General features: G+C 62.5%; 29 protein-coding genes and 1 pseudogene. 13 read left to right on the forward strand and 17 right to left on the reverse strand.

Going from position 1 to position 26123, the window contains the following annotated elements; genetic code table 11:
• Nucleotides 1–89: 89 nt before the first annotated feature.
• From SOP85_RS22415 to SOP85_RS22445, 7 genes are all read right to left on the reverse strand, one after another.
• Nucleotides 90–449 (reverse strand): Na+/H+ antiporter subunit G, encoded by a 360-nt coding sequence (locus SOP85_RS22415; RefSeq protein ID WP_274077443.1) that lies wholly within the window; start codon nucleotides 447–449, stop codon nucleotides 90–92.
• Nucleotides 446–724 (reverse strand): K+/H+ antiporter subunit F, encoded by a 279-nt coding sequence (locus SOP85_RS22420; RefSeq protein WP_008063386.1) that lies wholly within the window; start codon nucleotides 722–724, stop codon nucleotides 446–448. Before SOP85_RS22420 ends, SOP85_RS22415 begins: the two co-directional genes overlap by 4 nt.
• Nucleotides 721–1209: a Na+/H+ antiporter subunit E gene (locus SOP85_RS22425; RefSeq protein ID WP_323608033.1), complete on the reverse strand. Its 489-nt coding sequence runs from the start codon at nucleotides 1207–1209 to the stop codon at nucleotides 721–723. The genes SOP85_RS22420 and SOP85_RS22425 overlap by 4 nt, the downstream gene beginning before the upstream one ends.
• A complete protein-coding gene (locus SOP85_RS22430) occupies nucleotides 1206–2891 on the reverse strand; it encodes a monovalent cation/H+ antiporter subunit D (RefSeq protein ID WP_323628277.1) in 1686 nt (561 codons plus the stop codon). The genes SOP85_RS22425 and SOP85_RS22430 overlap by 4 nt, the downstream gene beginning before the upstream one ends.
• Nucleotides 2888–3232, reverse strand: coding sequence for a Na+/H+ antiporter subunit C (locus SOP85_RS22435; RefSeq protein WP_007986256.1), 345 nt, complete (start codon nucleotides 3230–3232; stop codon nucleotides 2888–2890). The genes SOP85_RS22430 and SOP85_RS22435 overlap by 4 nt, the downstream gene beginning before the upstream one ends.
• The gene (locus tag SOP85_RS22440) at nucleotides 3232–6150 is read right to left on the reverse strand and encodes a monovalent cation/H+ antiporter subunit A (RefSeq protein WP_323608039.1); all 2919 of its coding nucleotides are present in this window, start codon (nucleotides 6148–6150) and stop codon (nucleotides 3232–3234) included. The genes SOP85_RS22435 and SOP85_RS22440 overlap by 1 nt, the downstream gene beginning before the upstream one ends.
• 247 nt (nucleotides 6151–6397) lie before the next feature.
• Nucleotides 6398–7423: a DMT family transporter gene (locus SOP85_RS22445; protein WP_323628279.1), complete on the reverse strand. Its 1026-nt coding sequence runs from the start codon at nucleotides 7421–7423 to the stop codon at nucleotides 6398–6400.
• Here SOP85_RS22445 and SOP85_RS22450 point away from each other — a divergent pair.
• Nucleotides 7418–7981: a helix-turn-helix domain-containing protein gene (locus tag SOP85_RS22450; RefSeq protein WP_274077438.1), complete on the forward strand. Its 564-nt coding sequence runs from the start codon at nucleotides 7418–7420 to the stop codon at nucleotides 7979–7981. The genes SOP85_RS22445 and SOP85_RS22450 overlap by 6 nt on opposite strands.
• A 341-nt stretch (nucleotides 7982–8322) precedes the next feature.
• Entirely contained in the window at nucleotides 8323–9753 is a 1431-nt protein-coding gene (locus SOP85_RS22455) for an FAD/NAD(P)-binding protein (RefSeq protein ID WP_323628281.1), read from the forward strand.
• Between the two features lie 68 nt (nucleotides 9754–9821).
• Here the strand turns inward: SOP85_RS22455 and SOP85_RS22460 are convergent, their stop codons facing one another.
• From SOP85_RS22460 to SOP85_RS22475, 4 genes are all read right to left on the reverse strand, one after another.
• Nucleotides 9822–10034: a hypothetical protein gene (locus tag SOP85_RS22460; protein WP_274077436.1), complete on the reverse strand. Its 213-nt coding sequence runs from the start codon at nucleotides 10032–10034 to the stop codon at nucleotides 9822–9824.
• Nucleotides 10035–10387: 353 nt separating this feature from the next.
• Nucleotides 10388–11128, reverse strand: a complete 741-nt coding sequence (locus tag SOP85_RS22465) for a response regulator (RefSeq protein WP_323608043.1) — start codon at nucleotides 11126–11128, stop codon at nucleotides 10388–10390.
• A gap of 384 nt (nucleotides 11129–11512) precedes the next feature.
• Complete coding sequence (ppnN, locus tag SOP85_RS22470; RefSeq protein WP_323608044.1) at nucleotides 11513–12886, reverse strand: nucleotide 5'-monophosphate nucleosidase PpnN; 1374 nt, start codon at nucleotides 12884–12886, stop codon at nucleotides 11513–11515.
• Entirely contained in the window at nucleotides 12883–13122 is a 240-nt protein-coding gene (locus SOP85_RS22475) for a hypothetical protein (protein ID WP_274077433.1), read from the reverse strand. Before SOP85_RS22475 ends, ppnN begins: the two co-directional genes overlap by 4 nt.
• Between SOP85_RS22475 and SOP85_RS22480 the strand changes: the two genes are divergently transcribed.
• Both SOP85_RS22480 and SOP85_RS22485 read left to right on the forward strand, forming a co-directional pair.
• A complete protein-coding gene (locus SOP85_RS22480) occupies nucleotides 13121–13648 on the forward strand; it encodes a DUF3087 family protein (protein ID WP_323628283.1) in 528 nt (175 codons plus the stop codon). The two genes, SOP85_RS22475 and SOP85_RS22480, sit on opposite strands and share 2 nt — an antisense overlap.
• 52 nt (nucleotides 13649–13700) lie before the next feature.
• Nucleotides 13701–15254 (forward strand): sensor domain-containing diguanylate cyclase, encoded by a 1554-nt coding sequence (locus SOP85_RS22485; RefSeq protein ID WP_323628284.1) that lies wholly within the window; start codon nucleotides 13701–13703, stop codon nucleotides 15252–15254.
• A gap of 3 nt (nucleotides 15255–15257) precedes the next feature.
• On the opposite strand, the pseudogene SOP85_RS22490 reads toward SOP85_RS22485, so the two are convergent.
• The 3 genes and pseudogenes from SOP85_RS22490 to dapA all read right to left on the reverse strand — a co-directional run bounded on the left by SOP85_RS22490 (nucleotide 15258) and on the right by dapA (nucleotide 17021).
• Nucleotides 15258–15687, reverse strand: a pseudogene (locus tag SOP85_RS22490) (LysR family transcriptional regulator).
• A 29-nt stretch (nucleotides 15688–15716) separates the two neighbouring features.
• On the reverse strand, nucleotides 15717–16085 hold the full coding sequence (locus SOP85_RS22495) for a DUF2784 domain-containing protein (RefSeq protein WP_323628286.1): 369 nt from the start codon (nucleotides 16083–16085) through the stop codon (nucleotides 15717–15719).
• Between the two features lie 60 nt (nucleotides 16086–16145).
• Nucleotides 16146–17021 carry a 4-hydroxy-tetrahydrodipicolinate synthase gene (dapA, locus tag SOP85_RS22500; RefSeq protein WP_323628287.1) on the reverse strand — a complete coding sequence of 292 codons (876 nt, stop codon included), beginning with the start codon at nucleotides 17019–17021 and terminating at the stop codon, nucleotides 16146–16148.
• A 412-nt stretch (nucleotides 17022–17433) separates the two neighbouring features.
• On the opposite strand from dapA, the gene SOP85_RS22505 reads away from it, so the two are divergent.
• From SOP85_RS22505 to SOP85_RS22515, 3 genes are all read left to right on the forward strand, one after another.
• Complete coding sequence (locus SOP85_RS22505; protein ID WP_274077422.1) at nucleotides 17434–18132, forward strand: AzlC family ABC transporter permease; 699 nt, start codon at nucleotides 17434–17436, stop codon at nucleotides 18130–18132.
• Complete coding sequence (locus SOP85_RS22510) at nucleotides 18132–18443, forward strand: AzlD domain-containing protein (RefSeq protein ID WP_175649005.1); 312 nt, start codon at nucleotides 18132–18134, stop codon at nucleotides 18441–18443. The genes SOP85_RS22505 and SOP85_RS22510 overlap by 1 nt, the downstream gene beginning before the upstream one ends.
• 70 nt (nucleotides 18444–18513) lie before the next feature.
• Nucleotides 18514–18660, forward strand: coding sequence for a hypothetical protein (locus SOP85_RS22515; protein WP_274077421.1), 147 nt, complete (start codon nucleotides 18514–18516; stop codon nucleotides 18658–18660).
• A gap of 132 nt (nucleotides 18661–18792) precedes the next feature.
• On the opposite strand, the gene SOP85_RS22525 is transcribed toward SOP85_RS22515, so the two are convergent.
• Both SOP85_RS22525 and SOP85_RS22530 read right to left on the reverse strand, forming a co-directional pair.
• A complete protein-coding gene (locus SOP85_RS22525; protein ID WP_274077420.1) occupies nucleotides 18793–19062 on the reverse strand; it encodes a hypothetical protein in 270 nt (89 codons plus the stop codon).
• A gap of 178 nt (nucleotides 19063–19240) precedes the next feature.
• Nucleotides 19241–19924, reverse strand: coding sequence for an SOS response-associated peptidase (locus SOP85_RS22530; protein WP_323628288.1), 684 nt, complete (start codon nucleotides 19922–19924; stop codon nucleotides 19241–19243).
• A 229-nt stretch (nucleotides 19925–20153) separates the two neighbouring features.
• Here SOP85_RS22530 and SOP85_RS22535 point away from each other — a divergent pair, with 229 nt between their 5' ends.
• Entirely contained in the window at nucleotides 20154–21053 is a 900-nt protein-coding gene (locus SOP85_RS22535) for a polysaccharide deacetylase family protein (RefSeq protein WP_274077418.1), read from the forward strand.
• A gap of 96 nt (nucleotides 21054–21149) precedes the next feature.
• Nucleotides 21150–21389: a DUF1652 domain-containing protein gene (locus SOP85_RS22540; RefSeq protein ID WP_323628289.1), complete on the forward strand. Its 240-nt coding sequence runs from the start codon at nucleotides 21150–21152 to the stop codon at nucleotides 21387–21389.
• Here SOP85_RS22540 and SOP85_RS22545 read toward each other — a convergent pair.
• Complete coding sequence (locus tag SOP85_RS22545; protein WP_274077416.1) at nucleotides 21386–22285, reverse strand: LysR family transcriptional regulator; 900 nt, start codon at nucleotides 22283–22285, stop codon at nucleotides 21386–21388. The genes SOP85_RS22540 and SOP85_RS22545 overlap by 4 nt on opposite strands.
• Nucleotides 22286–22412: 127 nt before the next feature.
• Here SOP85_RS22545 and SOP85_RS22550 point away from each other — a divergent pair, with 127 nt between their 5' ends.
• The 4 genes from SOP85_RS22550 to SOP85_RS22565 all read left to right on the forward strand — a co-directional run bounded on the left by SOP85_RS22550 (nucleotide 22413) and on the right by SOP85_RS22565 (nucleotide 25991).
• Nucleotides 22413–23552 (forward strand): muconate cycloisomerase family protein, encoded by a 1140-nt coding sequence (locus SOP85_RS22550; RefSeq protein WP_274077415.1) that lies wholly within the window; start codon nucleotides 22413–22415, stop codon nucleotides 23550–23552.
• Nucleotides 23553–23562: 10 nt separating this feature from the next.
• Nucleotides 23563–23853 (forward strand): muconolactone Delta-isomerase, encoded by a 291-nt coding sequence (gene catC, locus SOP85_RS22555; RefSeq protein ID WP_007978984.1) that lies wholly within the window; start codon nucleotides 23563–23565, stop codon nucleotides 23851–23853.
• Nucleotides 23854–23903: 50 nt separating this feature from the next.
• On the forward strand, nucleotides 23904–24833 hold the full coding sequence (gene catA, locus SOP85_RS22560; protein WP_274077413.1) for a catechol 1,2-dioxygenase: 930 nt from the start codon (nucleotides 23904–23906) through the stop codon (nucleotides 24831–24833).
• A 198-nt stretch (nucleotides 24834–25031) separates the two neighbouring features.
• Nucleotides 25032–25991, forward strand: coding sequence for an AraC family transcriptional regulator (locus SOP85_RS22565; protein WP_274077412.1), 960 nt, complete (start codon nucleotides 25032–25034; stop codon nucleotides 25989–25991).
• The last annotated feature ends 132 nt before the right edge of the window (nucleotides 25992–26123 follow it).

The raw sequence follows: 26123 nt of genomic DNA on the forward strand, positions 1-26123 counted from the left end.
GAGGTCAACGATGACGCGGGGAGCCTGACACCCCGCGGTGCTCTCGGGTTTTTCGCGAGCAAGCTCGCTCCTACAGGAGGTGCACGCGGTCACCCACTTTCCGTACGCCGACTCGACACCTCCGCCGGCACATCATCCCCAGCCATGCGCTTGCGAAACAACGCCGCCCGGGCCAACAGCAATGTGGTCACCGGCACAGTAATCGCCAGCAGGATCGGAATCAGCCAGGCATGCAGGACCGGCCCTGACTTGAGCGCCGAAAAGAAGATGATCGAGGCCAGGGCCACGCACCAGGCGCCCAGGGTCGAGGCCAGGGCCGGTGGGTGCATGCGTTGGAAGTAATCCTTCATCCGCACCAGGCCGATGGCGCCCACCAGGGCAAACAGGCTGCCGAGCACCAGCAGGATGGCCACGGGTATTTCGACCCACAGGGACAAATGCGCATTCATTCGATCACCTCGCCACGCAGGAGGAATTTGGCCAGGGCGAACGAGCCGACGAAGCCGAACAGCGCGATCAGCAACGCGGCCTCGAAGTAAGTGTCACTGGCATAACGAATGCCCAGCGTCAGCATCATCAGCATCGCCACGATGTACAGGTAGTCCAGGGCCAGGACCCGGTCCTGGGCCGACGGTCCCTTGAACAGGCGGATCAGGGTCAGGATCATTGCCACGCAAAACAGGAACAGGCTCAGCAGGATCGCGTTCGACAGCAAGCTGCTCATTCGAAGATCTCCATCAGGGGGCGCTCGTAGGTCGCCTTGAAGTGCTGGATGAACAGCGCTTCATCATCCAGGTCGAAGACGTGCAGCAGCAGGATGCTGCGGTCCAGCGCCAGTTCCGACCAGACGGTGCCGGGCACCACCGTGCAGATCATCGACAGCGCGGCCAGGCCGTTGGCGTCGCGCAGGTCCAACGGTACCTTGATGAACGCCGAACGCGGTGGTCGGCGGCCAGCAGTGAGCACGCCAACGGCGACCGCCAGGTTGGATACCACCACATCGCGACCGACCAGCAGGAACAGGCGCAGGATCACCCCGGGCCGGCGGATACGGATCGGCAGCGGGCGCAGCTTGCGCATCATCAACGGCGCGCAAAACCCCAGCAGGGCACCCAACAGCAAGTTGCCGGGGCTCAGCGACAGGTTCAGCAGCAACCACAACAGCCACAGGGCCAGCGATAGCCACGGCGCAGGCAACAGGCGCTTCATGGTTGCACCTCCAGCAACGCCGCCTTGGCCTCAGGGCTTGGCACCGCACGGGTGCCGAGCACGGCCATCACATACTGCTGCGGGTTGTTCAGGGCATTGGCCGCCGCTTGTGTGTAGCGCAACAGCGGTTCTGCCTTGAACGTCAGCAGGATGCTCAGGCCCAGCAGGGCGAAAATCGGTAAGCATTCCAGGCGCCGCAGCACAGGCGAGGGGCGTTCTGCCGGGGTCCAGAAACGCTGGATGCCCACACGGGAAAAGGCGATCAGCGACGCCAGTCCCGAGAGAATCAGCAACGCCAACAAGCCCCAGGCGGCATTCGAGACCGGCGCGTCGCTGCCGTTGCCCAGGCCCATCGGGTTGAGCAGGGCGCTGAGCAGGCTGAGCTTGCCGATGAACCCGGAAAGCGGCGGCATGCCGATGATCAACAGGGCGCAGGCGATGAAGCTCAGGCCGAGGAACGCCATGGTCCAGGGGATCACCTGGCCAACCACGGCTTTCTGGTCGTCGTCGAGGTTGATGCCCTTGACCGGATGCAACGACTCCAGCGGCCGTGGCAGCATTTCGTTTTCATCCTCCAGGGGGATTTCGTTGGCCGAGCGCGAACGTTCGATCAACTCCGCCAGCAGGAACAGCGCGCTCAGCGCCAGGGTCGAGCTGACCACATAGAACAGGGCCGCACCGATCAGGTTGGGCTGGGCGAAGCCGATGGCCGACAGCAGGATCCCCGCCGACACCAGGATGCTCAGGCTGGCCATGCGTTCCAGGCGTTGCGCCGCGAGGATCGCCAGGGCCGCGCAGACGATGGTGGCCATGCCGCCGTAGATCAGCCAGTCGCCACCGAAGTAGGCCGAGGCGCCGGCCTGACCGGAAAACAGCAGGGTCCACAGGCGCAGCAAGGTGTAGATGCCGACCTTGGTCATGATCGCGAACATAGCTGCCACCGGCGCGCTGGCCGAGGAGTAAGCCGGCACCAGCCAGAAATTCAGCGGCCACATCCCGGCCTTGGCCAGGAACGCCACCGCCAGGATGCCCGCGCCCGCGTGCAGCAGGCCGCGATCGGCCTCCGGCACCAGCGGGATCTTCAGCGCCAGGTCGGCCATGTTCAGGGTGCCGGTGACGCCGTAGATCAGCGCCGCGCCGATCAGGAACAGGGTCGATGCCAGCAGGTTGATCGAGATGTAGTGCAACCCCGACGATACCCGCGCCCGCCCCGAGCCATGCAGCATCAGGCCGTAGGACGCGGCCAGCAGCACTTCGAAAAACACGAACAGGTTGAACAGGTCCGCCGTGAGGAAGGCGCCGTACAGGCCCATCAACTGGATCTGGAACAGCGCGTGGAAGCTCGAACCGGCACTGTCCCAGCGCGCCATGGCGAACAGCAGGGCACAGACGCCGATGATGCCGGTCAGCACCAGCATCAACGCCGACAGACGATCGACCACCAGCACCAGGCCGAACGGCACTTGCCAGTTGCCGGGCAGGTACACGCCGATGGAGCCGGCGATGCCGGTGCTTTGCGTCCATTGCAGCAGCACGACGGAAATACCGAGCCCGAGCAGGCTGGAGAACAGATTGATTTTCGCCTTGAGCGGGCGGTGTTTCTCGCCGAGCATCAGCATGATCGCGGCGGTCAGCAGCGGCAGGAGGATGGGCGCGACGATCAGGTGCGACAACGGATTCATTCCTTAGGCTCCCGGCCATCCACATGGTCGGTGCCGGTCAGGCCCCGGGAGGCCAGCAAGACCACCAGGAACAGCGCGGTCATGGCGAAACTGATGACGATCGCGGTCAGCACCAGCGCTTGCGGCAGCGGGTCGGTGTAGTGCAGCAGGTCCTGCGGCACGCCGTCCTTGATGATCGGCTCCTTGCCGATGAACAGGCTGCCCATGCTGAAGATGAACAGGTTGACGCCATACGACAGCAGGCACAGGCCCATGACCACTTGGAACGTCCTTGGACGCAGGATGAGCCAGACGCCGGACGCGGCCAGGACGCCGATGGCGATGGCAATGACTTCTTCCATCAGACAGCCTCCTTCATGACGGCGGGTTTTGGCTGGGCCGCGGTCTTGTGGCCCCGTACCGATTGGTGGGCGAGGGCGGTGAGGATCAACAGCGTCGAACCGACCACCACGGCGTACACGCCAACGTCGAAGAACAGGGCGCTGGCGATGTGAATGTCACCCAGCAACGGCAGCTCGAAGTGCCAGGTGTGGGTGGTCAGGAACGGATAGCCGACGACCATCGCGCCGAGGCCGGTGACGGTGGCGAACAGCAGGCCGACGCTCATCCAGCGCAGCGGACGCAGGCTCATCTGCGCTTCGACCCACTGGGTGCCGGCGACCATGTATTGCAGGATGAACGCCACCGACATCACCAGGCCCGCGACAAAACCGCCGCCCGGTTGGTTGTGGCCGCGCATGAACAGGTAGAACGAGATCACCAGCGCAACCGGCAGCAGCAGGCGCACCAGCACCGCCGGGACCATCATGAAACCGAGCGCGGTGTCGCTGGCGTGGCGCGGGTTGACCAGGTCGGTGACCACGTCGGGCGCGAGCAAGCGCTGTTGGGCTGGCAGCTGCATGCTTTCTTTCGGCGGGCGGAAACGTCGCAGCAGGGCGAACACGGTCAGGGCCACCGCCACCAGCACGGTGATTTCACCCAGGGTGTCGAAGCCGCGGAAGTCCACGAGCATCACATTGACCACGTTGCTGCCGCCGCCCTCGGGCAGGGCGCGGCTTAGGTAGAAAGAGGAGATGTCGTTTGGCGTCTGCCGGGTCAGCATCGCATAGGCCAGCAACGCCATGCCGCCGCCGACTACGGCCGACAGCAGCAGGTCGCGGATACGGCGGATGCGCGCCTTGCGCAGGCTGCTCGGCAGTGGCGAGACCTCTTCGATCCGCCGTGGCAGCCAGCGCAGGCCCAGCAGGATCAGCACCGTGGTCACCACTTCAACCACCAGTTGCGTCAATGCCAGGTCCGGGGCCGAGAACCAGACGAAGGTCACGCAGGTCATCAGGCCGCAGACGCTGACCATGGTCAGGGCGGCCAGACGGTGATACTTGGCCTGGTACGCGGCACCGAGGGCGCAGGCAATCGCCAGTAGCCAGAGGATGACGAACACGATCGAGCCCGGAATCTTCGGCCGATCACCCCAATGCAGGCTGCTGTGCAGCATCGGGATCAACCCGGCCAGCACGGCGGCGAGCACCATCAGGAACAATTGGGTTTGCAGGCGCCGGGTGCTGATCCGTCGCTCAAGACGCCGGGCCAGGCGCATCTTGATCACCAGCAGGCGTTCGAACAGACGCTTGCCGTTGAACCGGCCAATCAGCGGTGGGTAACGGAAACGTCCGCGCTTGAGCTGATTGCGCAGCAGCAGGTACAAGAGGATGCCGCCGGACATGGCGACCAGGCTCATGATCATCGGCGCGTTCAGGCCGTGCCAGATCGCCAGGCTGTACTCCGGCAGGGTGCCGCCCACCACCGGCTGCGCAGCGGCAGCGAGCAACGGGCCGACCACTTGCGCCGGGAAGATCCCCACCACCAGGCAGGTGAACACCAGCAGCTCGACCGGCGCACGCATCCAGCGCGGCGGCTCGTGGGGCGTGTGGGGCAGGTCGGTGGCGGTCGGGCCGAAGAACACGTCCACGGTAAAGCGCAGGGAGTAGGCGACGCTGAAGGTCCCGGCGATGGTCGCAACGATCGGCAGGGTGGCTTCGATCCAGGCCGTGGCGTTGATGAACACGGTCTCGGCGAAGAACATCTCCTTGGACAGGAAGCCGTTGAGCAGCGGTACCCCGGCCATCGAGGCGCTGGCGACCATGGCCAGGGTCGCGGTGAACGGAATCAGTTTGAACAGGCCACTGAGCCTGCGGATATCACGGGTGCCGCTTTCGTGGTCGATGATCCCGGCGGCCATGAACAGCGAGGCCTTGAAGGTGGCATGGTTGAGGATGTGGAACACCGCGGCCACGGCGGCCAGCGGGCTGTTGAGGCCCAGCAGCAGGGTGATCAGGCCCAGGTGGCTGATGGTCGAGTAGGCCAGCAGGCCCTTGAGGTCGTTCTGGAACATCGCGCAATAGGCGCCGAGCAACAGGGTGCAGGCGCCGGCGCCGCTGACGATGTAGAACCATTCTTCGCTGCCGGACAGCGACGGCCACAGCCGGGCCAGCAGGAACACCCCGGCCTTGACCATGGTCGCCGAGTGCAGATAGGCCGATACCGGTGTCGGCGCGGCCATGGCGTGGGGCAGCCAGAAGTGGAAGGGGAATTGCGCACTTTTGCTCAGTGCGCCGATCAGGATCAGGGGTAGCAGGATGGGGTAGAGGGCATGTGCGCGAATCATGTCGCCGGCGGCCAGGACCTTGTCCAGGTCATAGCTGCCGACCACATGGCCAAGCAGCATGACCCCCGCCAGCAGGCACAGGCCACCCGCGCCGGTGACCATCAGCGCCATGTACGCGCCGCGTCGGGCGTCGGCGCGGTGGTGCCAGTAGCCGATCAACAGGAACGAGAAAAGGCTGGTCAGTTCCCAGAAAAACACGATCTGGATCAAATTGCCGGAGATCACCAGCCCGAGCATGGCGCCCATGAACGCCAGGAAAAACGCGAAGAACCGCGGCACCGGATCGTCCGGCGACATGTAGTAGCGGGCGTACAGCGACACCAGCGTGCCGATGCCCAGCACCAGCATCGAGAACAGCCAGGCGAAGCCATCCATGCGCAGGACGAAGTTCAGGCCCAGGCTCGGCAGCCAGAAGAATTCTTCGCGGATCACGCCGCCATGGGCGATTTGCGGGTACAGGAGTGCAACCTGGACAGTGCCAATCAAGGCAACCAGGCCCGCCAGAAGTGATTCGGTATTACGCGCGTTGTGTGGCAGCACCGCTGCCAGACAGCTGCCTAAAAAAGGCAGAAGCAGTAGAACTATCAGGGACATAGGCTTCTAATCTGCGGAAGTTTATGAAGCATCATACGTGCCAGCTCCCGGATCGCCAAACGCCAAGCTGTCGCAGAATCCTACAAGGTAGACGGAAAAGTCTTGTTTATCATTGTTTCGAAGGGTGGTAATCAGCAGGTCTGGCCCCTTCGCGAGCAAGCCCGCTCCCACAGGGTGAAACGCGTTCCAAATGTGGGAGCGGGCTTGCTCGCGAAAGCTGTTTATCAAACGCCGCAAATATTGCGGTTCAACCCTGGGTTTCCCGCTCCAACTCTTCCTCAATAACAACGGCCTTACCCTTGGTCTTCAACTCACTGACAATCACCGCCGCCACGATCAACCCCGCACCGAGCAACGCAATCGCCGGCAGCCGCTCCCCGGCGATCCGCCCGACAATTCCGGCCCACACCGGCTCGCCGGCATAGATCAAGGTCGCCCGGGTCGGCGAAACACTCTTCTGCGCCCAGTTCATCGCCACCTGGATCGCCGCACTCGCCGCGCCCAATCCCAGCGCACTGCACAACAGCAGCCAGGAGAAGTCTGGAATGTGTTCCTGGGTCGGCACCACCATCAGGAACGACAGCAGCGACGTCACCGCCAATTGCACCACCGTCACCCGTTTCACATCGACCTGGCCGGCAAAGTTGCTGATCAAGATGATCTCGGCCGCAATGGCAATGGCGCTGATCAACGTGGCGATTTCACCGGGGCTGAAGTTCAGCGCCGCGCCGGAAGGCCCCGACAGCAACATCAACCCGGTAAACGCCAGCATGATCCCGATGCTGGGCATCAGCCCAGGACGACGTCCCAGCACCAGCCATTGCAGCAGCGGCACAAAGGGTACGTACAACGCGGTGATGAATGCCGACTGGCTGCTGGGGATGCTCTGCAACCCCACCGTCTGCAAGCCGTAACCGAGCATGATCGCCACGCCGATAAAGGCCCCGGCCTTGAGTTCGAACAGGGTCAATTGGCGCAGGCTGCGCCAGGAGAACAGGGCGACGATGATCGCGGCGGCGGCAAAGCGCAGGCCGACAAAAAACATCGGGCCGCTGACGGTCATCGCATGCTGGACCAGCAAAAAGGTGCCGCCCCAGACCATGGTGATCAGCACCAGCACGCATTCGGCCTTGCTGAGCCGCAGGAAACGGGAGGAAGCCTGGGAGGAGTTCGCCGACGTCATGATCTTGCACACTATATGAGGGGGACGCACAATGCGTCGCAAGTTGGGCAGTATACTGCGCAACACCACCAAGTGAGCAATATAGTGCACAAAGATTCCTCGCCCCGGGCTTCGGTCCTGCAGCACGTCAGCCAGAACATTCGTCGGTTGCGCCATGCCGCCGACATGAGCCAGACCGCGTTGGCGGAAAAATCCGGGGTCAGCCGGCGGATGCTGGTGGCCATCGAGGCCGGCGAAAAGAACGTCAGCCTGACCACCCTTGACCGGGTGGCCGAAGCACTGGATGTGGCCTTCAGCGACCTGATCCAGGCCCCCGATGTGCGCGACCACAGCCGCATCAACGAGCTGGCCTGGGCCGGTACGATCCCCGGCAGCAAGGCGGTGCTGCTGGCCAAGGCCAACGCCAGCCGTGAAGTCGAACTCTGGGAATGGCGCCTCGAACCGGGCGAGCATTACCCCTCGGAGCCGGACGCCGATGGCTGGAGCGAACAGTTCTACGTCTTCGAAGGCTGCCTGACGGTGATGGTCGGCGATGTGCCGCACAAGATCGCCGCTGGCGAGTTCTTCATGTTCGCCAGTAACCAGCCCCACTCCTATCGCAACGATGGGCCGGTGGCGGTGCGGTTTGTGCGTAACGTGGTGATCTGACTGTTGGCCAGTCGCCGGGACTGTGGGGGGCCGAGCCATCGCCAGCAAGCCGGCTCCTACAGGTTCCTGAGTCGTTCACAAATTCTGTGGTCGCCTCAAACCCCCTGTGGGAGCGGGCTTGCTCGCGAAAGCGGTGTGACAGACGAAAACGATGTTGGATGTGCCGGCCTCTTCGCGAGCAAGCCCGCTCCCACATTGGACCGAGGCTCCTGGCGCCGACGCCTGTGGGTTGAACATCCATGACCTCGACCGACGCATCCTACTTTGGTACTGCTCGATGAGCCTTCCATGGGTTTGGCGCCTATTATCGTCGAGGATAAACACTGATCAGTGAGAACGGCATGAGTGAAACCCGAAACGGCCAGGCGACTGACGCCATCCGTCACGCAGACATCCTGATCATCGGCGGCGGCCTCAGCGGCGCGATGCTGGCGGCGCAGTTGTTGCGCCTGCCGGGCAAGCGCCAGGTGCTGGTGATCGAACCGCGCGCCGAGCTGGGGCGCGGCGAGGCCTACAGCGCCGTGGAGCTGGGGCATACGCTCAACGGCAACGCGGCGCGCATGAGCGTCGACCCGGACAATGCCGATGACCTGACACATTGGCTGACCGACTACATTGCGGCCGGTGGCTGGCCGGAGTCGGATGAGCAGCATGTACCCATCAGTGAACTGTTCCCGCCGCGGGGGATTTTCGGCCTGTATGTGCAGCAACGCCTGGCCGAGGCGCAAGCGGTGGGGGCATTGAGCGGCTCAACGGTCGAGCATGTGCGGGCCGAGGTGGTTGATCTGCAAACCGATCCGCAGTCGGTGCACTTGACCTTGAGCGACGGCCAGCGACTGCAGGGCTCTTTTGCCGTGCTCGCGACGGGCATGTTCCCGGCTGCGCGCACACCGCAGACTGAGTCCAGCGGCTTGAACGCGGCGGCGCTCGACCCGTGGGATGTGGCGGCGATGCAGCAGCTCGATCCGCAGTCGACGGTGCTGATCATCGGCTCGGGCCTGACCATGGTCGATGCCGTGGTGTCGCTGGAACAGGCCGGTCATCGCGGGCCGATCGAAGTGTTTTCCCGTCACGGCCTGCTGCCCCATGTGCGGCGCCAGCCACCGGCCTGGGTCGATTTCCTCGCCGAGGACCCGAGCATTCGCACGCCGCGACAGCTGGTACGTGAATTGCGCCGACATTGCCGCGACGCCATCGACCAGGGCATCGATTGGCAGGCCCCACTGGACACGGTGCGGGCGCACATCGGGCGCTTGTGGAACCAGGCCAGCGACGTGCAACGCCGTCAGTTCGTCAGGCATGTCCGGCCGTGGTGGGAAAGCCATCACCATCGCTCGCCGCCGCTGAGCGCCGAGCTGGTGGAGCGCTTGCACGGGGAAGGACGGTTGCGGATTCAGGCGGCGTCGTTCAAAGGGCTGGAACCTTCTTTGGGTCAAGCAGTGAGTATTCGTATCCGCCGTCGGGGCGAAGGGCAAACGGTGGTGGTCAGTGGCGCGGCGTTGATCAACTCCAGCGGCATCGAATACGACTGGCGTCGGGTGGCTCGACCGCTGCCCCGGCAACTGCTGGCGCGCGGGCTGATCCAGCCGGGACACCTGGCACTCGGCATCGCCGCAAAGGTCGACGGCGCGGTGCTGGATGCCGATGGCCAGGCTGCCAGCCGCTTGTTTGCCATGGGGCCACCGTTGCGCGGGATGTGGTGGGAGAGCACCGCCGTGACGGACGTGGCCAGTCAGGCCAAGGCGTTGGCCGCGCGTCTGGCATCGCCGTAAAGGTTGCGCAAATGAAGAAACCCCGCAATTGGCGGGGTTTCCTGTTTCAGGCAGCCCAAGGCCGTTGATCAATAACGCTGATATTTGGAGCCGAACTCAGGACGGTTTTCCGCGACGTAGAGTTTGTCTTTGTGGTCAGCGCTGACGGTGTTCATGTTCTGTGAGGCCGGTTGGCTGACTTTCACCGCTGCAACGATGGGGGAGGTGGCGTGTGGGGCGGCGATGGCGCCAGTGCTGCCAAGAACCGCAAGGGCGAAGCCGATACCGATGATGCTTTTCATGATGATGCTCCAGAGCGTGGGAAGAAGATGTGGCCACTGTAGGGCTGGAGCATCGCGATGAAAAAACACCTGTACGCATAGTCGTTATCGAGAACAGTGATCCTTGTACGAAAACTGTGTGAGCGAGCTTGCTCGCGATGGGGACCGGTCAGTCGATAATGATGTTGACTGACACGCCGTCATCGCGAGCAAGCTCGCTCCCACAATGGATATCTGTTGTTTTGGAGACCGCGATCAGTAGCGCTGATATTTCGGTGTATCGCTGATGTGTGCCTGAACGGTCCGAAATGGGCTTGTGCGTATCCAGACCGGGTTTCTATACAAACGGATACAAACCTGCGCAAAGATCCCCATCAACTGTGCGCATCGAGCATTTCCACCGGGTAGGAGAATACGTAGCCTTCGCTGCGCACGGTCTTGATGTAGGTCGGTTCCCGGGAGTCGTCCTTGAGCCGTTGGCGCAGGCGGCTGACCAGCAAGTCGATCGAGCGGTCGAACAGGTCGGCGTCGCGGCCCTGGGTCAGGTTGAGCAACTGGTCGCGACTGAGCACCCGTTGCGGATGATCGAGGAATACCCGCAGCAGCCGGTATTCGGCGCCACTGAGGGCCACCAGGGTATCGTCTTCGTCCAGCAGGTGACGGGCGGTGGTGTCCAGGCGCCAGCGACCGAAGCCGAGCATCCGCCCGCTTTCGCTGATCAGCAGGTTGGGTGGCAGCATGCGGGTACGGCGCAGCACGGCATTGATCCGTGCCAGCAGTTCACGGGCGGCGAAGGGTTTGGTCAGGTAGTCGTCGGCGCCCATTTCCAGACCGAGGATGCGGTCGGTTTCGTCATTGCGTGCGGTGAGCATCAGGATCGGCGTGGCCTTGTGCTTGCCCGCGCGCAGTTCGCGGCACAGGACCAGGCCGTCGTCGCCGGGGAGCATGATGTCGAGCACGATCAGGTCGACCTGGTTGCTTTCGAGGAAGCTGCGCATGTGCCGGCCGTCGGGAACCACGGTGGTGCGCAGGCCGTTTTTCTTCAGGTAGTTGCCGACCAGTTCGCGAATTTCACGGTCGTCGTCGACGATCAGGATGTGGTTGACGTGGTCCATCGGTCGATCCTCTTTTTTTGTCGTTGCCGGCCGCTGGGCCAACCATACATTTTGTAGACGCTGGCTTGTCTGGTCGCCGCATCGCATCGATGACGGCCTTACAGCCAACTAATCACTCACGGCTGTAACCAACCCATTGTGGGAGCTGGCCTGCCGGCGATGGCGGCCTGAAAGACGACCTATTATTTGTTGACTAAGTACACCTGACAGACAATCGTCGGCTCTCAGGACGCCATCGCCGGCAGGCCGGCTCCCACAGTAGATCGGGTACGGCCGCGAGAGAGTGGTCGCCTGTCAGACAGATGCACCGCAGCGGCTGATCCTGGAAACAACAAGCCGAAGCATTTGGCTTCGGCTCGCGTTTAACAATTTACATCAACTTGATCACGCAACCACTCGATAACACGGCACATAAGCCGCCCCACCCGGCAGTTTCATCCGGTGCTGGGCGACGAAGGCCTTGAGCAGTTGGTCCAGCGGCTGCATGACGGCCGCGTCACCACGGATCTGGTACGGGCCGTGTTTTTCGATCAGGCGGATGCCCTTGTCCTTGACGTTGCCGGCGACGATGCCGGAGAACGCGCGGCGCAGGTTGGCGGCCAGTTCGTGGGCCGGCAGGTCGCGGCTCAGCTTGAGGTTGGCCATGTTTTCGTGGGTCGGGTCGAAGGGGCGCTGGAAACCTTCGTCGATCTTCAGCAGCCAGTTGAAATGGAACGCGTCGTTGCGTTCGCGACGGAACTGTTTGACCGCCTTGAGGCCCTGGGTCATCTGCCGGGCGACTTCCGCCGGGTTGTCGATGATGATCTGGTAGTGCTTCTTGGCGGCCTCGCCCAGGGTGGCGCCGACGAACGCGTCGAGCTGTTCGAGGTAGGGCGCGGCATGTTTCGGCCCGGTGAGGATGACCGGGAAGGGCAGGCCCTGGTTGTCCGGATGCATCAGGATGCCGAGCAGGTACAGGAACTCTTCGGCGGTGCCGGCACCGCCGGGGAAGATGATGATGCCGTGTCCGACGCGGACGAAGGCTTCCAGGCGCTTCTCGATGTCCGGCAGGATCACCAGTTCGTTGACGATCGGGTTCGGTGCTTCGGCAGCGATGATCCCGGGTTCAGTCAGGCCCAGGTAGCGCCCGCCGTGGATGCGCTGCTTGGCATGGGCGATGGTGGCGCCTTTCATCGGGCCTTTCATCACGCCGGGGCCGCAACCGGTGCACACGTCCAGGCTGCGCAGGCCCAGTTCGTGGCCGACTTTCTTGGTGTATTTGTATTCTTCGGTGTTGATCGAGTGACCGCCCCAGCACACCACGATCTTTGGCTCGACGCCAGGGCGCAGGGTGCGGGCGTTGCGCAGCAGGTGGAAGACGTAGTCGCTGATGCCCTGGGAGGTGCTCAGGTCGATGCGTTGGCTGTCGAGTTCGTTTTCGGTGTAGACGATGTCGCGCAGGGCGCTGAACAGCATTTCACGGGTGCTGGCAATCATTTCACCGTCGACGAAGGCGTCGGCCGGGGCGTTCAGCAGTTCCAGGCGTACGCCGCGGTCTTGCTGGTGGATGCGGATTTCGAAGTCCTTGTAGGCTTCGAGGATGGTCTTGGCGTTATCGACGTGGGCGCCGGTGTTGAGGATGGCCAGGGCGCACTGGCGGAAGATGTCGTAGGTGCTGCCGGATCCGGCTTCGCTCAGTTGCTGGACTTCCCGTTGAGAGAGTGTTTCCAGGCTGCCTTTCGGGCTGACCGAAGCATTGATTACTTGTCGTTGGGTCATTCAATGATCCTTAAAACGATGTCATTCACGCGCAAACAACGAATGGCATCCGAATAGAGAGTATCCATGAAAGAAGATGGCACGAACTGCGCGGTCTCGCCACGTCCTCCTTTTGATGATGTATAGATGAAAAGGAGCCCCAGCATAGCTAAATCCGTCGCAGAGGCGATAATGACCCGCGGTCTTTTTGTCCTGCGAGCCTTTTTACCATTGAAGCCAAGGAATCCCGACGTCATGTTCGAAATCCAGCCGATGAACGCCGACGACTATCGGCAACGGACGCGGCGCAGCACGGTGATGATCGCGCTGATCTTCCTGGCGCTGGCGATGGCCCTGTCCACCGCGGCGGTGACTTTGTTCGGCGAGCCCGGTGGGGACAACCTGCGCTTCAACATCGGCGGAGTGTTTGCCGCGGTATTGATCATGGCCGGGTTGATGCGCAAGCTGTTCTGGCATCAGGAATGGATGGCACCGGCGGTCTACAGCTGGCAGCTCAAGCGCAGCCTGATGAGCATCACCAACGTCATGCACCACCTCAAGGCCGCCGTGGAGGCGGGGGATCCGGACGCCATGAAGCTGTTGCGCTTCTATCACCTGGGATTGAGCCAGATGCATCAACTGGACGGTAACTCCAGCGATGATGCGCAATTGCACCGGGAAATGCAGCAGCATGAGGCGCGGATGCAGGCGCTGGGTATCGACACCCTCCAGACGCGACTGGACCCGGCCTGGCTGGACTCACTGAAGCGGGCAGCGCAATAAACCCATGGAGCAGCAGGCAAGGCCTTTCAACTCGATTCAAGGAGCGAACGTCATGAGGCATCCGTCCATTCACGATCGGACAGAACAAAACCGGCAGGGGCTCGCCAGGCTCAAGACCCGTTCTGCCGTGACCCTCTTGATCGCCGTCTGCCTGTCGATGGTAGTGATCGTGAGCTGGGAAACCTGGAGCTCGCGCCAGTACCATCTGCATGACAAGGAAGTGGCGATGTCCAACCTTGCGCAGACCCTGGCCTCCCAGGCACAGGCGTCGATCAAGCAAGCCGACACGCTGCTGTTCACCCTGGTCGATCGCCTGGAGAACGACGGCATCGAACAGGGCCGGCTCGATCGCCTGCAACGCTTGCTGCGCGCCCAGCGCAGTGAGTTGCGTCAGCTCCATGGGCTGTTCGTCTATGACGAAACCGGCAAGTGGATCGCCAACTCCAATGGTGCCGAGGTGGGGGGCGCGAACAACTCCGACCGTGAGTACTTCATCTATCATCGCGACCATCCCGACCGCGGCCCGCACATCGGCCCATCGATCAAGAGCCGCTCCAGCGGCGAATGGATCATGACGGTGTCACGGCGGATCAATTATCCGGACGGCCGTTTTGCCGGCGTGGCCCTGGCCACGATCTACCTCAGCCATTTCCTGCAGCTTTACGACGGCATCGACATGGGCAAGAACGGCGTGATCAACCTGATCGCCGACGATGCCAGCATCGTCGTGCGCCGGCCGTTCCACGAGGCGGAGATCGGCACCAGCCTGGCCAGGAGCCCCTTGTTCACCCGGCTGTTGCCACAGGGCAGTTCGGGGACGGCAACGATGCGATCGATCGTGGATGGCGTCGAGCGAGTCGTGGGCTTTCGCCGGGTCGAGGGGTATCCGCTGATCGTCTTTACCGCGCTGAACAAGGATGAAGTCTTGGCCAGCTGGCGCCAGGAGTCCTTGCTCAGTGCGGGCATCGTCGCGTTGCTGCTCGGGGGACTGGGGGTGCTCGGCTATCGCCTGATCCGGTTGATGAAGAAGCAGGACCGCATCCAGGGCGAATTGCTCGGCACACAGGAGCGGCTGCTGGAGCTCAATCGCAACCTTGAGTTGCTGGCGCTGGAGGACGCGCTCACGGGCCTGGCCAATCGACGCCAGTTCGACCTGTTCATCCAGGCGGAAATGAGCCGCGCCCGCCACAACGTGTCGGGACTGGCGCTGCTGATGATCGATGTCGATCACTTCAAGCCTTTCAACGATCGTTATGGCCACCTGGCCGGCGATGAGTGCCTGCGCAAGATCGCCGGGATCATTACCGAGCACATCAAGCGCCCTGGCGATCTGGCTGCGCGTTTCGGCGGCGAGGAGTTTGCCGTGGTGCTGCCGGGGACTGACTACGTCGGCGCTTTCCTGCTGGCGGAGAAAATCCGCCATGCGGTGCAGGCCGCCAGCTTGCCGCACAGTGAAAGTCCGGATGGCAAGGTCACGGTCAGCGTGGGGGTCTGCGGGTACGATCCGGCGTCGCAAGCCCAGACCGGCGAGCTGATCGGCGCGGCCGACAAGGCGCTGTACGTGGCCAAGGCCAGCGGGCGCAACATGAGCGTGATTGCCAACTGAGGCTCAGGCTAAGCGGTCGCTGCCCTGTACCAGCCGGGTGCACAGATAGGAATGCTTGAGCTTTTCCAGCCACCAGCCCAAAGCACGCCCGTCGTGATCACCGCGCCAGCCGGCATACAGGATGTTCGGCTCGCGCGGGTCCGCCATCTGCTTTTCAACCAGCGAGCCATTGCTCAGTAACGAGCCAACCCGGTGCCTGGGTAGCTACGTCCTGCATCAGGCGCGCCGCCTCGTTGACCAGCAATTCACCCGCCGGGGTGAGTTGCAGGCGGTAGCGCCGGCGATCGAACAGCAGGGCATCGAAGCGTTCTTCCAGTTGCCGCGCGGCATAGGACACCGTCGAGGGCGCCTTGCCGAGGTAGGCGGCGGCCCGCGACAGGCTGCCGGTCTCGCGGATCGCTTGCAGCAGCGTCAGGTCTTCAGTCGACAGCATGGACCGGGTCCTCGTGTTTGCCGTAGGCGTTACAGTCGGCGTTTCCTGTGCCGGATCAATCGAAGATAGACCAGTACGTTAACCAGCAGTACCGCACCGCCCAGTCCGAGCTGGATGGCCGGCGTCAGCCCTGCCGGGTAAATGATCGGCCACACGTAGTGTTCGATGAAGCCAGCGCCGTAGCCCGTTTCCCCTGCGGCCTGGCGCATGCTGTTTTCCCAGCGTGTCAGCGGGCAGGGCAGGTGGAACAGCTCCACCGCCACGCCCCAGGTGGCGGCAGGCAGGTGCCACAGCATCAGGCGCGGCCATTTGAGGACCAGCAGCCCGCCGCCCACCACGAACACAATGAACGCCAGGTGCAACAGCACCAGGCCGTCGGCGGCGATTCGGTAGAGCATGTCGACCTCCTGGCGCGTCGGTCCAATCGCACCATGGTACGCGGGCGGCGGCCTGGCGCTCTATCGATTGTCGCTGGCCAGCGCGCCGAGCACCTCCTTCAAACGCGTGACCATGGCCTCGCTGCTGCGTTGCATCGGCGCGCGCAGCTCATCGCCGATCAAGCCTTGCAGGCCCAGCGCGGTTTTCACCGGCGCGGGATTGGGTTCGATGAACAGGCTCTGGATCAGCGGCAGCAGCTGGAAGAACGTGGCACGGGCGGCCGCCAGCTGGTGGTCGCGAACTTGTCGGTACAAGGTCACGAAACGATCGGGATGGACATGCGCCGACGCGGCAATCGCGCCTTTGGCGCCCAGGCACAGGGCATTGAAGATCTGGTTGTCTTCACCGCACAGCACGTCGACCTTGCCGCTGGCCAGCAATGCCAGGGTGTTGTTCAGGTTGCCGCCACAGTCCTTGATCGCGACGATGCGCTCATGGGCGACGATGTTCAGCAAGGTCGCCTGGTCGAAGGTCACGCCGGTGCGGTAGGGGATGTCGTACAGGATCAGCGGTACGCTGGAGGCATCGGCGACCGTCTGGAAAAATGCTTCGAGCCCGACCTGGGACGGCCGGATGTAATAGGGCGGCGGCACCAGCAGGCCGGCCACCGGGCGCTTGAGAATCTCCTGCTGAAAGTGCAGCAGCTCGATCAGGTTGTTGCCGGCGAGGCCCATGACCACCTGCTCAGCCGGCACCTGCTCCAGCACCGCATCGAACACCGCCAGCTGCTCGTGCTTGCCCATGGCCGCCGGTTCGCCGGTGGTGCCACAGACAATCAGGCCGTCGACGCCGCTTTCCAGCAGATGGCTGACCAGCCGGCGCAAACCGATGAAATCGATGGCGCCATGGTGGAACGGCGTAACGAGGGGAACCCAGATACCTTGGAACGATGACATTCACTTTCTCCTGATGGTTGACCGATTTCGTCACCGTCAGAAGGGCAGGAGGAGGTAAGCAAGGGGCGGGTGGTCCGTCGCGCTCAATGTCCTGTCAGCTCATCTGACGGGACAGCGCGCCCCGGTCACATGAGCGACTGTTTCTTCGATTTGAGGGTGCGCGCAACACGAGCCTGGGCCTTGGCAGTCAAGCCAATGACACGAGCGTCGAGATTGAAGGTTGCGGACATCTTTGTTTACACCCTGAATGAGGCGCCCAGTTTTAAAAGCCGGCGGGTGGTTTGTCAATCAGGAAAATGCGGCATCGTCATGTTGAGCGAGGCAGCAGCCAGTGCAAACTGCGCAAGATTGTTCAAGCCATCGGCCGTGACTGCTGGCAAAGTCTGCGGTCTTTCCCTGGTTGCAGAGCGTTATGTCCAACTCACTCATGCCGCGCAGCGCGTTTTTACGTGGCGCCGTGGCGATCATGCCGTTATCCCTGGCGACGGCCCCCTGGGGCTTGCTGGCCGGGTCCATGGCCATCGAAGCCAACCTCACACCCCTGCAAGGCCAGGGCTTGTCGAGCATCGTGTTCGCCGGCGCCGCGCAATTGGTGGCGATCGGCATGCTCAAGGGCGGGGCCGGGATCTTTTCGATCCTGCTGACCACTTTGCTGCTGACCTCCCAGCATCTGCTCTACGGCATGAGCCTGCGTTCGGTGATCTCGCCGTTGCCGGGGCGCTGGCGAGCGGGCCTGGGCTTCTTGCTCACCGATGAACTGTTCGCCCTGGTCAGCCAGCACGACAGGCAACAGTTCAATCGCTGGTACGCCCTGGGTGTGGGCCTGACGTTCTACATCGCCTGGAACCTCTTCACCCTGGCGGGCATCGTGCTGGGCAGCAGCATTCCGGGCCTGGAACACCTGGGGCTGGACTTCTCCATCGCGGCCACCTTCATCGCCCTGATCACCCCGGTGGTGCGCAACGTGCCGACCGTGGTCTGCGTCGCGGTCTCGCTGTTCTGCTCGGTGCTGTTCAGCTACTGGCAATGGGGCTCGGCCCTGGTGCTGTCGGGGCTGGCCGGCATGACCGCCGGGTTTATCTGCAACAAATTCCATGGAGCACGCACATGATGGTCTGGGCAGTTATTTTCGGCATGGGCGTGCTGGTGTTTCTCAACCGCTATGTGTTCCTCGAACCGCGTCTGCCGGTGCGCCTGAGCAGCAATGCCCGGCAGTTCCTCGGCTTCGCCGTGCCGGGCATGCTGACCGCGATCTGCGGGCCGATCGTGTTCATGCCGGACAAGCAACTGAACCTGCAATGGGACAACCCCTACCTGATCAGTTCGCTGGTGGCCGTCGGCCTGGTGCTGTACACCCGCAACACCCTGCTCAGCATGTTGTTGAGCATGGGCTTTTTCTTTTTGCTGCGTTGGTGGCTGTAAGTCGGGCGCGGGAAATTGTTCTACGCTTCAAGTTGATGACCAATCCCTTTTCAGGAAGAGAGGTGAGCACATGGCAACAGAGCAAAAACAACCGGATCCGGATGTAGACGAGGATGAACCGACGGAAGAAGAAATCGAACAGCAGAAGCGTTCGACTCCGGACTGGAAACATCCCGACGATGGCAAGGATTTGTCGGAACCTGACCGCAAGTTCTAAGCAACCTGCGAACACTGCAACTGTGTAGGAGCGAGCTTGCTCGCGAAAAACTCGAGAACGCCGCGGGGCATCAGGTACCCCGCGTCATCGTTGACGACCATCGCGAGCAAGCCCGCTCCTACAGGGTTGCGTTTATTCCAGCAACGGCGGGAAATCAGGGTGCGTGGCCCGATAACCCAGCTTCCTGTCAATCCAGGCGTTCAGTTCGTTGACCATCACCGGGGGCTTGCCCGGATAGCTTTCGAGTATTGAACTCAGGACTTCTTTGATATTGGGAATGGAAAGCAAGTTACGGGTCTGTATGTATTGCCCGATGAAACAGTCGAGTTGGTAGTGCTCTGTCTTTGTAAGATAAATGCACGCCAGACTCGCGACTTGATCAATTGTAAAATCGTCGCGCAATTGAGTTCTCTGCAAGGCTTGATGTATGGGATTTCCTTAATTGTTGACTCTTTGGTCAATTGGTATGCCACTCGGCAATACGGCGCGAATCCTAGCGGCAGTGCCGACAAATGTATGTAAGACCATGGCGTTGTCTGACAAGCGGTGGAAGCATCAAAGTGCCATGCTTTTACAGGTGTTATTCCTTCAAAGAGTCAATCAATCCGGGCCCCTGATTCCTGACATTGCCCACCGCCTTGTCGACCCGGTACCACTCAAAAGCGTCACTGTCTTCGCCCTGTAGCAGCGCCATCTGCTCGGCACGTTCCCTGGGCGTCGCCGGGTCCAGCCATTCCCGCGCCAGTTCGGCGTTGAACACCACCGGTCGACGATCATGCACGTCCAGCATGCCGCCCGCGCTGTCGGCGGTGATGATGACAAAGCCGTCGTCGTCCCTCGGGGCTGCACCGCCCATCGGGAATTGCCCGATCGCCGCACAGAAGACCGGCCCCTGGTCGCGCCGGCGAATCAGCCAGGGTTGCCGGGTGCCGTCCCCGGCATCGACCCATTCGAACCAGTTGTCCACCGGGCAGATGGCGCGATGGGGCCAGATCGCTCGAAAGTACGGGCCGTGGGCGACTTTCTCGACCCGCGCATTGATCGGCGCCGCCCGATCCTTCGCCCAGTGCGGTCGCCAGCCCCAGCGCTGCGAGTCGGCGTGCAGGCCGTCGTTCTCCAGGTGCAACAGCGCGAGCTGGGTGGTGGGCGCGGCGTTGTAGCGCCCAAGCGGCTGATCGCCGACCTGGTTGAGCAAGGCATCGGGAATGCTCAGCACCGCCACGAAATCGTGGATGCCCCGGTATTGCGACAATCGTCCACACATCGATCGAACCCTCCGGCTGGATTATTGAGCATAGATGTTTGAACAATCTGCGTTCAGCCGAGCGCTGTAGGAGCCGGCTTGCTGGCGATGCGATGGTGGCCGTAATGCCGTCATCGCGGGCTGGCCCTGGCGAACTGAGCCAACGCCCGGGCGAGCACCGGAACCAAACACTGTGTACCTTATCCAACCTCGGCCCGCCGCTGTGTGCGGGTCTGCCCCAAGGCGAAACATGAAACAGCTGCTCAAGGTTCTATCGGTGTGCACCCTGGCAGTCGGTCTGCTGGGCTGTATCGCCGCTCCCATCGAAATGACCCCGCAAACCGAACAGGCTTTGCGCGCGCAACCACCGATCCGCTTTCTGCTGACGTTCGACGACGGGCCCAGCGCCTCGAGTTTCTGGAACCCGACCGAGACCGTGCTCGACAGCCTGGCGATCAATCCTGTGCAACCCGGGATCAAGGCGGTATTTTTCGTCCAGACCCGCGCCCCACGGGCCGGCGCCAGTGACATCGGGCGGGCGGTCATGCACCGCGAACGTGATGCCGGGCATATCCTGGCCTTCCACACGGCCACGCCTTCGCACACCAATCATCGCTCCCTCGACGATCAGGAACTGGAGCAGGCGCTCAACGAGGGGTGTGCCGACATCGCCGCGATCACCGGTGCGCCGCCGACCCTGTTGCGCCCGCCATTCTGGAGCTACGACAAACGCACGTTCGCCGCCTACCAGCAGCATGGCCTGCATGTGCTGCTGACCGACCTGAGCGCCAACGACGGCAAGATCTGGGGCTTCAACGCCAGCCCCCGGCGGCGCGCCCATATGCTGCGTTCGATGTCCGAGGTGCGCGAGCGCATTGCCCGCGGCGAGCTACCGGTGGTGGATGGGGTGATTCCGGTGGTGGTGACTTTCCACGACCTCAATCGCTATACCGCCCGGCATGCCCGCGAGTACCTGCAGATCCTGCTCGACAGTGCACGGGCGACAGGGGTGAGCGTCGCCCCGATGGCGTTTTACGACGACACCGCCGCGCTGCAACGGGCCGCCATGGCGCGCACGCTGCGCGACAGTTCACAGCCGGCGCAATTACCGGGGATCTGGAACTGGATCTGGAAAGACAACAGTCATTGATGAAGTGGATATCACTAATGGACTGGCGCACATTTGGCCAAACGCATCTATTCTGATTGGATCCGTTCTGATCAACCCGCCACGGAGGCAACGGCCATGGTCGCCATTTCAGCCCTTTGCAACATTCTGGAGTCCGGTTTTAAGCCCCTGGCCTGTCAATGCACGGAGAGCGGCGGGCTGCTGCGGATCGAGGTCTTTGATCCCGCCAGCGGGCAAGTCAAGCTGATGCTTGCCGGCGTATCGACCGAGCAGTTGACCAGCATGCGGGCCATCTCCGACTTCATCGGTGAACTGCGCACCGAGATGAGCGCCGGGCGCCGCGCCTTCGCCGGTTAAACACCGCGCGTGATCGTATGTGGCAATAGTTCGTCGATCACCCGCAAACAATGGTTCAACCCCGGTGACACGTCGCCCACCCGCCGACTGAGAATGATCGGCGAGGTGGCGTTGTCTTCCAGCAGCGGGGTGAAACCGATGTCGTCGCGGTGCAGCAACTGCACCGAGGCCGGCACCAGGGTGATGCCTATCCCGGCCCCCACCAGCCCGATCGCCGTCTGCAGCTCGTTGGTCCATTGCGCCACGTGGATGCTCACCCCATAGGATTCAAACAGCGCGATCACGTGGTCGGCGTAGCTGGGGCGCGGGTTGCCGGGGTACAGCACGAAGGGCTCCTTGGCCAGGTCGCGCAGGCTGACAGGGCCCGCCAGCAACGGGTGACCGGCGGGCAGGGCGGCCACCAGGCGGTCTTCGGTGAGCACGGTCTGGACGATGGCCGGGTCGTCGATGCGGATGCGGCCGAAACCGACGTCGATGCGCCCGGCCTTGAGCGCCTGGACCTGCTGCAGCGTGGTCATCTCCGACAGCCCGAGTTCCAGCTCCAGCGGCTCGCCGCTGCGCAAGCGGCGAATCAATTGCGGCAGCACGCCGTAGAGCGTCGATGGCGCAAAGCCGATACCCAGCCAGGTCTTTTCCCCCAGGCCAATGCGTCGCGTGTTGTCGCAGACCTTGTGCAACTGGTCGAGCAGGGCGGTGGAGTGCTCATGGAAAAAACGCCCGGCGTCGGTCAGCTTCAGCGGCCGGCCGCGCTCGAGCAGCATCACCCCCAGTTCATCTTCCAGTTGCTGGATTTGTCGGCTCAAGGGCGGCTGGGCGATGTGCAGCCGTTCGGCGGCGCGGGTGAAATTGAGGGTTTGAGCCAACACCTGAAAGTAACGCAGGTGACGCAGTTCCATAGAGCCTCCGGATCTTCAGCGGTTGCATACCTTGAAGGTATCAAGCCAGACCAATTCTATATTGGCCGCCCGGAAAAAGCCGTATGAGAATCGGGCTCAGAACTTCAAGAACCTGACGGGTATCGAAATGCTTGCTACAGCCATTGAATCGATCGAGACGATCATCGTCGATCTGCCGACCATCCGCCCGCACAAGCTGGCGATGCACACCATGCAGAACCAGACCCTGGTGGTGATTCGCGTGCGCTGTGCCGATGGCATCGAAGGCATCGGCGAATCCACCACCATCGGTGGCCTGGCCTATGGCAACGAAAGCCCCGACAGCATCAAGACCAACATCGACAAACACTTCGCGCCTTTGCTGATCGGCCAGGACAGCAGCAATGTGAATGCCGCGATGTTGCGCCTCGAGCGCAGCATCCGTGGCAACACCTTCGCCAAGTCCGGCCTGGAAACCGCGCTGCTCGACGCCCTGGGCAAACGCCTGGGCCTGCCGGTCAGCGAGTTGCTGGGCGGCCGCGTGCGTGACTCGCTGCCCGTGGCCTGGACCCTGGCCAGCGGCGACACCGAGAAGGACATCGCCGAAGCGGAAAAAATGCTCGACCTGCGCCGCCACCGCATCTTCAAGCTGAAGATCGGTGCCGGCGAGGTCAATCGCGACCTGGCCCACGTGATCGCGATCAAGAAAGCCCTCGGCGATCGCGCGAGCGTCAGGGTCGACGTCAACCAGGCCTGGGACGAAGCGGTGGCATTGCGCGCCTGCCGAATCCTGGGCACCAACGGCATCGACCTGATCGAACAGCCGATCTCGCGCAACAACCGCGCGGGCATGGCACGCCTGAATGCCATGAGCCCGGCGCCGATCATGGCCGACGAATCCATCGAGTGCGTGGAAGATGCCTTCAACCTGGCACGTGAAGGCGCGGCCTCGGTGTTTGCCCTGAAGATCGCCAAGAACGGCGGCCCACGCGCCGTGTTGCGCACCGCCTCGATCGCCGAAGCGGCCGGGATCGCCCTGTACGGCGGCACCATGCTCGAAGGCGGAATCGGCACCATGGCCTCGGCCCATGCCTTTGTCACCCTGAACAAACTGGCGTGGGACACCGAGCTGTTCGGCCCGCTGCTGCTGACCGAGGACATCCTCAGCGAGCCGCTGGTCTATCGCGATTTCGAACTGCATGTCCCCAACACGCCGGGCCTGGGCCTGAGCCTGGATGAGGAGCGCCTGGCGTTCTTCCGTCGCGACAAGACTATTCATCAAGCCTGAGGAGAGCATTATGCTGTTCCACGTAAAAATGACCGTGAACCTGCCGGTCGACATGAATCCCGAAGCGGCGGCCAGGCTCAAGGCCGACGAAAAGGCCCTGGCCCAGCGCCTGCAGGAGCAGGGCAAGTGGCGTCACCTGTGGCGCATCGCCGGGCACTATGCCAACTACAGCGTGTTCGATGTCGACAGCGTCCAGGAACTGCATGACCTGCTGATGCAACTGCCGCTGTTTCCCTACATGGCCATCGAGATCGACGCGATGTGCCGGCATCCTTCTTCCATCCGTGACGACGACCGCTGAGCCCTGCCTGCCCAGCGCTACGCTAATAATTACAAGATGAGGAACCCCTGATGAACGTAAAGATTTCCCACACTGCCGAAGTCCAGAAATTTCTCGAAGAGGCCAGCGGCCTGCACAACGATGCCGGCAGCCCACGCACCAAGGCCTTGATCTACCGCATCCTGCGTGACTCGGTGAACATCATCGAAGACCTGGCCGTGACCCCGGAAGAGTTCTGGAAAGCGGTCAACTACCTGAACGTGCTGGGTGCGCGCCAGGAAGCCGGGCTGGTGGTGGCCGGTCTTGGCCTTGAGCACTATCTTGACCTGCTGATGGACGCCGAAGACGAGCAGGCCGGCAAGTCCGGCGGCACCCCGCGCACCATCGAAGGCCCGCTGTACGTGGCCGGTGCACCGCTGTCCCAAGGCGAAGCCCGTCTGGATGACGGCGTCGACCCGGGTGTGACCCTGTTCATGCAAGGCCGCGTGTTCAACACCGCTGGCGAGCCCCTGGCCGGTGCCGTGGTCGACGTGTGGCACGCCAACACCGGTGGTACCTACTCGTACTTCGACCCTACGCAATCGGATTTCAACCTGCGTCGCCGCATCGTCACCGATGCCGAAGGCCGCTACCGTTTCCGCAGCATCGTGCCGTCGGGTTATGGCTGCCCACCGGACGGTCCGACCCAGCAACTGCTCGATCAACTGGGCCGTCATGGCCAGCGCCCGGCGCACGTGCACTTCTTCATTTCCGCGCCGGACCATCGCCACCTGACCACCCAGATCAACCTGGATGGTGAGAAATACCTGCATGACGATTTCGCCTACGCCACCCGTGACGAGCTGATCGCCAAGATCACTTTCAGCGACGATCAACAGCGCGCGGCGGCCCATGGTGTGAGCGGTCGTTTTGCCGAAATCGAGTTCGATTTCACCCTGCAGTCGACCGCCCAGCCTGAAGAGCAGCAGCGCCACGAGCGGGTTCGCGCACTGGAAGACTGATAGCAACCCCCCTTGTGGGAGCGGGCTTGCTCGCGAAGACGGTTTAACATTCAACACTTATGTTGACTGTCACTCCGCCTTCGCGAGCAAGCCCGCTCCCACAAGGGGTTTCGGTTAACGGTCTGGATTATCCCGAGCGAATGACCCAGTGTTCTAGAATGTCCCGACGCAAACCATAATAACAACGAGAGTGACCCGATGATGCAAACTCAACTGTTGAGTCAGCGCAGCAGAGTATTCGACCAGGCCGACCCCTACGCGGTGTCCGGCTACGTCAATCAGCACGTCGGTAATCACTGCATCCTCATGCCCCGAGCCGGCCGCCCGCTGGCCAGCCTCGATCATCGTAAATTCGCCAGTCTCGACCTGTGCCGCATCAGCTACGGCGCCAGTGTGCGGGTGACCTCCGGTGCGCTGGAGAGTATTTACCACCTGCAAGTGCTGCTGCGCGGCAACTGCCTGTGGCGCGGTCACGGCCAGGAGCACTACTTCGCCCCCGGCGAACTGTTGCTGATCAACCCCGACGATCCGGTGGACCTGACGTATTCCGCCGATTGCGAAAAATTCATCCTCAAAGTCCCCACCCGTTTGTTCGAGTCCGTCTGCGATGAGCAGCGCTGGCGCTATCCGGGGCAGGGCGTGCGGTTCCTGGAAAACCGTTATCAGCTCAATGAACTGGAAGGCTTCGTCAACCTGCTGGCGATGATCTGCCAGGAGGCCGAATCCAGCGAGCAGATTCCCCGGGTGCAGGAGCATTACACGCAAATCATCGTCAGCAAGATGCTCAGCCTGATGAAGACCAACGTCTGTCGCCTTGAACTGGGCTCGCAGACGGCCACCTTCGAGGCGATTGCCGATTACATCGCCAATAACCTCAAGCAGGACATCGACAGCGAAGAGCTGGCGCGCCAGGCGCACATGAGCTTGCGCTCGTTGTATGGCCTGTTCGAACGCAACGCCGGCCTGACGCCGAAAAACTACCTGCGCCAGAAACGCCTGGAACGCATCAACGCCTGCCTGAGCGACCCGACCTGCAACGTGCGCAACGTCACCGAAGTGGCGATGGACTACGGCTTCCTGCACCTGGGCCGGTTCTCCGACAGCTACCGCAAGCAGTTCGGCGAGTTGCCGTCCGACACCCTCAAGCGCCGCCACTGAGTCAACCCGACCCCCTGTAGGAGCTGGCTTGCCAGCGAAGGCGGCGTATCAGGCGACATTGAAGTTGCCTGACCCACCGCTTTCGCTGGCAAGCCAGCTCCTACAAGGGGGGGCGGTGTCCATCCCAAGCCC

The organism is Pseudomonas sp. YuFO20 (assembly GCF_035064975.1).
Classification (GTDB): Bacteria; Pseudomonadota; Gammaproteobacteria; order Pseudomonadales; family Pseudomonadaceae; genus Aquipseudomonas; species Aquipseudomonas putida_AE.